Raw genomic sequence first — 8506 nt, 5'->3', positions numbered from 1 at the left:
CCAAAAGACGAGAGTAAACGCGAAAACGATCAAGTTTACAAGGGCTGCTGCAAGTCATTGAAAGTAAACGATTTTTCAGCTCCGGCGTTCGGCGCTTCGGACTTGTGTATAACGAGGTGCCTTTGGCGCCAAATTTTCCCGACCCTTGACGCGGACGCTAAAAAAGTGAACGCCCTGCTAGGCGACATGTTGAGTCCTGCTAGTGAAGGCCTCAAAGCTCTAGGGATTATGCGTTTAGGGCCGAGGACAGTCACGCTGCTCAGTCAGGGCTTAGTGATGATGATGGTCACGGCAGTTGCATTGAGCCGCGACTCTGATATTGCCGCGCTTCTGACAGGCAAAGAGATGCGGGTAATCGCGCTGAGGTACTGGGGCGGTCCGGCATCCATGAATCGAATACCGCGCGAATTAGTGGATGATGACGATGAATCTGCGATTGAAGATTTTATGGGGAAAGAACTCTCCGACATTATTTTGATGTCACAAGTGCGGGCGCCGAATAGTGCAGTAAACCGGGAGACAATTTTTACTGACCAGTCCTCCCAGGATAGCTTTGGTGCACCAAGGCGAGCGAAGCTGGCAGTTACGAATTCGAAGCAGTTTCGAGATGCTGTTAGAAGTGGAGAGGTGGCGAAGGTCACCGCCGTCCTTGCTTCTGAGCTCCGGTTGCGCGACACTGCGCGAGAAGAAAATATTATGAAAACTGAGCTGACAAAATGATGAAGACTCAAGAGATTGAGGCGGAGGTTCGTACTCGCGCTCAAAATAGGTTCGAGGTTTCTGTGCATCAATCGTTGGCACTACTTGTGGAGCCATCGCTGGCCGACGTTTCTGCGATTAAGTTGCGACGTGCAGCAAAGCCCGACAGTAGCGGCCGCACCGTGCTGCTGGCCGTCATTGATAAAGTCGAAGACTGGAAAGCTGTCTCACGGTGGACTGCACAAGTTCGCGATATGTTGCCAGAGCCCGAGACATCGGACCTCTATCTGATTTTGCTCGCAGAGGGATTTAGCATCCACAACTGCTCTCGCATTGAAGCGGATGAGCAGTTTTGCCGAAAGTTTGTGACCAGCTCGTTGGAACAGATTCCGTCGCTGCTCGACAGAACTTTTTTAGCTTCACTGTCTTCGAGCGATATAGGCTCAGTACTAGATGACCCTGTTATTACCGCGTTCCATTCGACTCAAATTAAGCATCCGTGGTTCACTGATACCTGGCAGGAGCATTGGTTAACGAACTTCTTGGGCGATAAGGCGGGAAAGGATTTGGTACCTGTCATTCTTGAAACCGTTGACCCGGAGATGGACTCGTAATGGATACCCAAGAACCAATCAAACTGAAGTCAGTAGTCCTCAATAACATTCGTCGCTTTGGCCCTGATGTTGAGATTAAATTTGGGGCCGGTGCCACCATCTTGATTGCGCCTAACGGGTTTGGCAAGACAGCTGTATTAGAAGCTATTGAACTCGCGCTGACAGCGGGTGTTAAACGCCTGTCGGGGCGGTGGACTCCGCTAATTCGCGAAGGAGTTAACGACGCTTCGGTTCAGCTCAACTTCGGCGCCTGGCAGAGAGAGGTTTCGCTCACAAAGAACAGTGTCAACGTTGTCAATGAGGGGAGGCTGCGCGAAATCTTCAATGACATAAACCCAGACGAGATTCCTTTCTTACTCCGGCTTACTCACTTACTTGACCAGCGGGATAGTGATTGGCTCTGCCAACAACGCAGTGAAGCCGCCGGTGGGCAGCTTGCGATGTTGCCGTTGGGACGCCAAGCGTCTCAGGTGAACTCTACTGTTGCGAGATTGAAGCCAGCGGTTTCCAAGCAGCTTAACGAGTTAATAAAAAGTATCGCGGAGAAGCAGAAGGTGTTGGACGAATGGAATCAGCTAGTGCTTGCGCGTGATAGCGCTCGACTTGATTTGAGCAAGCCGCTCACCCCACTTTCGGTGCTCGCGGAAACCTTAGTGCAAATGACGAGCTTGCCTATTCCGCAGGGTCTCAACAATGTTGCAGCCATTCGCGAGCAGTGGGCGATTGTCAGTACTGCTAACAATCAGAGTTTGGCATTAATGGAAGCGTCGCTGAACAATCTGGCAGGGCTGGTTTTGGTGCCTGCTACATACCTTGAGATTGCAGAGTCGCTGCTGCGCCGTCAGCTGGAATTACAAACGGAAAAAGCGAATCAGGCAGCGCATCAGGCTACTGGAACTGCATTGAGCGACAGAATACTTGCGGCAGAGGCGAGTCATCGCGAGCTGGTTTCGAAGGTTGCGCAATCTAAACTTGTGCTGGACCGTAAGCGAGAGCATGCAAAAACGGTGGCGCTGCTGGAAATGCATCGACAGAAGAGAGAAGAGCAAGTCCTCTCACGTGAGCAGAAAAAATCAGCGTTCGATGCGACCCAGCAAATCCATAATGCTGCACTAACGGCGAAGGATGTTAATGCGATGCTGGACGCATTGGCTGGGGCCATCGCACTCAAGCGTAGTGGCATCGCTGCGGCTAAGCAGTCTTATGCCGACTGGCAAGGCGCGGAAAGCCGCAAGAGGGTGGAAGAGCAAAACCTCCAAGCAAGGAACGCTGAGATTGAATCGTGTCATGAGAACCTCCGTATTACGGTAGCTGAACTGGAGCAGGCTGCATTGGAGCACCAATCCGCTAGGTCAATTTTAGCTGTGTATCAAGAAGCGGCCGGAGCAATCCGAGCAGCTGTCTCGATAGTCGCTGAGAATCTACCAATTGGAACCGACAAGTGCCCCGTGTGTCTGGAACCACACGGGGAGCAGATGCTGCGTCGTAGGATTGCGGACGCGCTCAATGCAATGGACCCACGACTTAGTGAGGCGACGGCAGCTCTTCGTTTAGCAGCGGAGAAATTGGAGGCGGCGCAGAAATCAAAAGATGTAACGAACGCCGCCCTCACTACCACACACACTGTGCGTTCCCGCGTGAACGAGGCGATTGCTGCCATTGAATCGGAAATTAAAATCGCCAGGGGTAACAGCTTTCTTGTTGGTCTTGAGCTAGCGGAAGTTCAAAAGCGGCTTGATTCTTTGCAAGCGGAAGTTGATAGCGATAGTTCAGAACTCAATTCCAAGAGCAGCTCGCAAGAGCCCCCGCTTAGTGTTGAGGCGATGGCTCAGCTGACTGCACGTTTCAACTCCGAAAAAAGAGAATTAGCGGAATTTGAGGAAGCTCTGGCTCGCTTGGATGAGACGATTAATGACACCAAGGCAGCGCTTGCTGAATTCTCCTTGTTGGTCACAGGGGATGTCACCATCGAAGAGGTTGAGCGAGCATTGTCATCTCTTGAAAATGAGGTGCTAGGAAGCGCTGCTGGTATTGAAAACGAACAAGCCAAAAAATCTGCTTTGACTAGAACACTGCTTGACGTCGACGCGGCAATCTCCCGGATAACCCAGCAATTAGAACTGGACCAAGCACGTTTGGAGACACAGCGTTCTAAATGGGAATTGGCTGGTTTGGTTGTCCCGCCTTCCGATGAGCAGCTGCGGACAATTAAAGAAGAACTACTTGAAGACAAGGCCAAAGCTGAGGCGGCAAAGGCTAAGCTCAACGACATTGAGACTGAGCTTAGCCGTATCGCGGAAGCTAATGCTCTTGCGAATGCACAGCACACGGTCGATGCCGCAAGGGGTGATAAGACAGAGGGCGAACATACCCAAATTTTGATGGCAGAGTTGAAGAGCGTTCAAGATGAGCACACGCTGGGCACTGAACGCAAGAGCGCGCTTGATGAGTTTCATACGCATTTGACCAATGGCATCGAAAAAATTCGAGACAGAATTGGGGACGTTGTTCCGTACTGGCAGGCGATATTGCGACGTGTAGTTCAAGAGCCCCGCTTCTCTGGAACAAACTTGGATTATTACAAGAACCGCGCCAAGAATCACGCGGCGATTCAAGTTGGCTTGGGCGGAGAGCTCGTAGGTGTTGCTGATGTCGCGAGCCAGGCACAAATGACAGATTTGCAGTTGTCATTTATGCTCGCAATGGCGACGGTGCACCAGTGGTCGCCTTGGAAGGCATTGTTGTTGGATGACCCAACTCAGCACCATGACTTAGTGCATGCATCTTCGGTCTTCGACGTGCTGCGGGATTTTATTGCGGAGCATGGCTTCCAAGTCGTTTTAACTACTCACGATGCTCAGCAAGCGCGTTTCCTGATGCGTAAGCTGAGCAATGACGGACTTGATGCGAGGCTCTGGAAACTAGAGCCATCGCAAGACGGGATGACCGCCATGCAGATAGGCGGTCGAGATTAGTAAGGCGTGTTGTCGATTCAAATATTGTTTTAGGTCGTCCGATAGCCTAAGACTGACTGCGATAATGAGGACGTTTGCAACACGAAGAAGACCTTGTTTCTGCTCGGCGTGGTAAGTGGTCAGTGGCCGGTGTCCCCCGTAGAGGATGGACATGCGTTGACACTATCAGATGAACTAGACGTTGGCGTGTGGCGGTATATGCCCGACTGCTAACGAAGACAAGCGTTGGTGGAAGAGTCTCAGCCACGCCCGCAACACCGGCCGCCGCCATCACGGCCGCGTACGCGTCCAGCACATCCACGCCAGTGATGTCGTAACCCCATCCATTGGCGATGCCGCGGAGCGCCGTCATGCCGGCTGCCAGAGCAAACTCCGGACGTTCAACGGCGAAGTCCCTGGCGGCGCGTATGAGCGTCCGCGGGTCTGACGGACTCCGATTCGCAGGCTCGATGGCCAGTTCAAAGTAGCCAGCATCCTTGGCGGCGGCGAACCACTTGCCTTCATTCCCCTTCTGGCTCGCAACCAGGTCCCGCAAAATGGTCTCCCGAGGCATGAGCGGATACTTCTTCACGATGGCGTTAAATGTCGCCAAATTGGTCGTAGCGTACGTCGCTTCGACGGCATAGCGAGAGTACGCTTCGTCCGCAAAGCCTGAGTCCAGCAAAACACCCTCACAGAAGGCCGCAATGGCCGTCAGGTGCGCATTCCGGCCTTTCGAGTCCTCGGCGTACTGAATCGCCTCCGCGGGCTTGCCGGCAGCCGCCAATGCCTTTGCACCCCACATCCGGTTATGCCACGACTTGTGTCGATACTCAGACTTTGCAATCAATGCCAGGAGCTCGTCGTGGCGGCCGGCTGCGTACATCGCGCTCAGACACGCAGACGTGCCCTTGAAGTATCCATAACCGATGCCATCATCACCAACAACGTGGCGCTCAACGCAATGTATGGGCATCGCACCGGTTTCAACATGAAGTGTTTATCGCACCGAGTTTGTTCGTGGGCTTCGTGTTGATGGCGGCTCGAGTCGCATGGCCGCGCATTACGACGGCTGCAGCTAGCGCTTCCGGCTCAATGCCGTTTCGAGTGGAACTTGACGCGGCAGCGGGCACGTGATGCAGCCAAAACGAGTGGATTCTCCCACCCCTAACCCCGCCCATCAGGGCGGGGAAGTCCTTGCCGCCGGACGGGCTCGCGGGCCGGATGCCAAACCCGCATCCAACCCTAATCCCTTGAGCGTAAAGGCATTTTCGATGCCCTCAAGGGTTCGCTGCGCCGGTCTCCGCCCGCCCTTGACCGCACCGAAAACGCCGTTGCTGCGGCGGCTTGCAAACCTCCGTACAACACGAAGGGCAAAATGCCGCCCGTCAAGTTCCACTCAAAACGACATTGGGCCCGCAAAAACCATGTTGACCAAATGCATATTCCTTAATTTGGGAAGATTGCCCCGTACCGGGGTGCCGGCGTGCAGCCCCCTCAAGCCGTATTTTGCTGGGGTAAAATGACGCGATTTCCGGCTCCCCTGCTAATCCCCGGTGGACCGGCGATACTCGCTGTCGCTCGCCCGCCTTTCGGCGTTGATTTGTCGCGCTTGGGCGCTCCAACACCTCGCCCTTTGCTAGTGCGTCGTGTATGCTGTGTGCTGTCGTTAAAACAGTGTTTCGCACATAGGGGTAATAACATGGGGTTATTCGAAAAACTATTTGGTGCACCAACGCCGCAACCTGGCGTGTTTCAATTGGCCGACGGCAAATTAATCACAGCCAAAGAATATGGGTATGCCTCCGCTAGCGGATTTATTAATCAACCTGCAACTGAACAATTCAGGGATTGCTACGGCAATCCAAAATACGGCGAATATTTACCGTTCACCGACGAAATAGTTGAGAATCCAACAGTTGCCAACCTATATTTCATGGCACTATATACCGGTATTTATCATTTTTATGCAACCGGTATCCTCCGCGTTGACGAACAAACCTCAGTTGATATAAAAATCGGCATTACCGACGCCGCAAAGGATATGCGAATCCCCTCCGGCGAAGCTCTCCCCGAAAACACCAAATCCAGTTTTATCGGAGCCAGCCTAGGATTTTCAAAGGCCGTTGCAGCTGATATTGACGAAGCTTCGCGCATTGACCCGCGAGCGCTTCGACCAATACTGCACAGCCATTCTACCAAATTGTTGCTTAGTTTTATTGAACAGTCATACCGAAAACCACGTCCTGACGTTTCATCCCTCCCCTCGGGAATCGGAGCAAAACATATCGCACGTATATCTGAGATTAATAATACGTCGTCGCAAATGCTTCAAATTCTAAAGAACCATTTGAAAATTAGGTTCCTGAAATCGCAATAAAATCCATCCCCTTACTCAACGACTGGCTCGTCGCCCGCGCCGAGCAGCACGGGTTCGTGCCGCGCTGGCGCAGCTTGCGCCTGGTCGCCGCCGACGCCGCGACGGTGCGCTTCAGCCTGCGCGCCGGTCACCTCGCGCGCGCCGCGCCGCCAGACCAAATTCTCTTTGGACTGTTCCTGCCCGGCGCCGAGTTGATGCTGGCGACCTCGCTGCACGGCATCGAGGAGTGCGGCGAGCGTCAGATGCTGGCCGAGCATCTGGACCGACTCTTAAGCGACGACTTGCTGCTGCTGGACCGGGGCTATCCGTCGCCCTGGCTCGTTGCCCTGCTCAACGACCGCGCAATTTCGTTCTGCACGCGGGTGGAAAAAGCCGGTGACGGCGGCTTCGCCTGCGTACGCGCGTTTCTGCGCTCCGGCCTCGATGAGCAGGTCGTCACGCTCAATGCACCATCGAAGCGCGACGCCCCGACTACGAGTTTGCCTACGCGCCAGCAGGTCCGCCTGGTGCGCCATGTCGCGCCGAACGGCAAAGTCCGCGTGCTGATGACCAATTTGTTCGACACCAGGCGCTTCCCGGCTAGCGCCTTTGGCGACCTGTACCACAAGCGCTGGCCCATTGAGGAAGCCTTCAAGCGGCTCAAACACCGCCTCAACCTGGAGCACGTCTCCGGACTGTCGCAGCAGTCCGTGGTCCAGGATGTCGCCGCCAAAATCATGTGCGACAACCTGCAGACCTTGGCTGGACTGACCGCACATGACCAGGCCGACCTGCGCGCCGTCGAGCGTATCAACCACGCATACGCCCATACCGCGCTGAAACCCGTGATGCCGGCACTGCTGCTCGGTATGAAGGTCGCCAAGCACTTGCGTGGCGTGCTCAAGTTACTTGCAAAACACACTTACCTTCATCGAGAAAATCAGTCCAAGCCGCGCAAATCCAGGCCGAAATCGCACAAGTTCATGACGCAAAAGCCATGTTGACTAGGTGCATATTCCTTAACTTGGGAAGATTGAGTAAGTATCGGGTACTGCTCTTCAGAAAGTAATGCCTCGAGCTGCACGAAATTTGGTTCTGCCGATGCCTCATGCGGAGTGGGAGGCGACAGCGATGGCTGTGCTTGTGCCCGAACGCGATGGCGGGCCAGTGGGATGTCGTGATGGTTACGTTCAGGGCTCGCGTTATCGAGGAATGACTGAAGGCGCGATTGGAGGTATTCGCGCCGTGTGTATGCTTTAGTTCGTGATGCGGAACTGTTCCTTATTCTTGCCATCAAGCCAACGCGGCGCACGACCACGACCAGTCCAGGTCTCGCCCGTTTCAGGGTTCTTGAATTGCGCTGCAACCGCGCCCTTGGCTTTCGCCGGTTTCGCACTTCGTGCCGACGAAAGGTCGGCTACAGTAACGCCGTGCAGATTCATCAGGTCTTTAATTTGCTTAATTGCGTCATTGATTTCAGCTTGGCGGGCAGCTTCTGCCAGGGATTGCAATTTTGCGATTTGTTCAACATACTCTGCATAGGTCGTCATAGTGTCTCCAAATTAACTCGACGGGAATTGATGAGCCACTATACCCACATATATCAGCACGTGACCATGCTTTTCTAAACGTTGACGACCGATAAAGGCGTACGTTGGTACCCCAAGAGCTGTTGATGCATGATTTCTGACGTGTTTTAGGTCAATTGTGAACGAGGTAATTATATTTTAAACAACATTGACGTTGGCGGGGGGGCAATGTTCAATCCACCCAAGTTAGCAGTTTAATGTGCAGTTAGATGGTTTATTTTCAAGATAGACACAAAAACACTTGACATCAATTTAGAAGCGCGGCCGGCAGTGTGAATTTTTGATTCCACT

Annotated in this window: 7 protein-coding genes; 5 read left to right on the top strand and 2 right to left on the bottom strand. The window is 53.5% G+C overall.

The genetic code is table 11. The features are described from left to right. The 3 genes from ACP7BZ_RS22540 to ACP7BZ_RS22530 form a co-directional block, all read left to right on the top strand. A partial coding sequence (locus tag ACP7BZ_RS22540; protein WP_426117379.1) for an ABC-three component system protein occupies positions 1-720 on the top strand: 720 nt, incomplete at its 5' end. Further along, entirely contained in the window at positions 717-1313 is a 597-nt protein-coding gene (locus ACP7BZ_RS22535; protein WP_426117377.1) for an ABC-three component system middle component 1, read from the top strand. The genes ACP7BZ_RS22540 and ACP7BZ_RS22535, both read left to right, overlap by 4 nt. Continuing rightward, positions 1313-4288, top strand: a complete 2976-nt coding sequence (locus tag ACP7BZ_RS22530; RefSeq protein ID WP_426117375.1) for an AAA family ATPase — start codon at positions 1313-1315, stop codon at positions 4286-4288. Before ACP7BZ_RS22535 ends, ACP7BZ_RS22530 begins: the two co-directional genes overlap by 1 nt. A 46-nt stretch (positions 4289-4334) precedes the next feature. On the opposite strand, the gene ACP7BZ_RS22525 is transcribed toward ACP7BZ_RS22530, so the two are convergent. Beyond that, entirely contained in the window at positions 4335-5243 is a 909-nt protein-coding gene (locus ACP7BZ_RS22525) for a hypothetical protein (RefSeq protein WP_426117373.1), read from the bottom strand. Between the two features lie 726 nt (positions 5244-5969). Between ACP7BZ_RS22525 and ACP7BZ_RS22520 the strand changes: the two genes are divergently transcribed. Next, positions 5970-6647, top strand: coding sequence for a hypothetical protein (locus ACP7BZ_RS22520; protein WP_426117371.1), 678 nt, complete (start codon positions 5970-5972; stop codon positions 6645-6647). 56 nt (positions 6648-6703) lie between these two features. Further along, positions 6704-7630, top strand: a complete 927-nt coding sequence (locus tag ACP7BZ_RS22515) for a transposase (protein ID WP_426117369.1) — start codon at positions 6704-6706, stop codon at positions 7628-7630. A gap of 252 nt (positions 7631-7882) precedes the next feature. On the opposite strand, the gene ACP7BZ_RS22510 is transcribed toward ACP7BZ_RS22515, so the two are convergent. Then, positions 7883-8176 carry an H-NS family nucleoid-associated regulatory protein gene (locus ACP7BZ_RS22510; RefSeq protein ID WP_426117367.1) on the bottom strand — a complete coding sequence of 98 codons (294 nt, stop codon included), beginning with the start codon at positions 8174-8176 and terminating at the stop codon, positions 7883-7885. Positions 8177-8506: the final 330 nt, after the last annotated feature.

It is taken from the genome of Massilia sp. PWRC2 (assembly GCF_049896725.1).
In the GTDB taxonomy this organism is placed as follows: Bacteria; Pseudomonadota; Gammaproteobacteria; order Burkholderiales; family Burkholderiaceae_D; genus JAFCUW01.
This window is presented reverse-complemented; position numbering and strand designations above follow the sequence as displayed.

What these genes read in the sequence shown, in the direction of transcription:
- ACP7BZ_RS22510 (WP_426117367.1), bottom strand. Translation starts at nt 8,176, where the DNA reads ATGACGACCTATGCAGAGTATGTTGAACAAATCGCAAAATTGCAATCC.
- ACP7BZ_RS22525 (WP_426117373.1), bottom strand. Translation starts at nt 5,243, where the DNA reads ATGCCCATACATTGCGTTGAGCGCCACGTTGTTGGTGATGATGGCATC.
- ACP7BZ_RS22520 (WP_426117371.1), top strand. Translation starts at nt 5,970, where the DNA reads ATGGGGTTATTCGAAAAACTATTTGGTGCACCAACGCCGCAACCTGGC.
- ACP7BZ_RS22535 (WP_426117377.1), top strand. Translation starts at nt 717, where the DNA reads ATGATGAAGACTCAAGAGATTGAGGCGGAGGTTCGTACTCGCGCTCAA.
- ACP7BZ_RS22530 (WP_426117375.1), top strand. Translation starts at nt 1,313, where the DNA reads ATGGATACCCAAGAACCAATCAAACTGAAGTCAGTAGTCCTCAATAAC.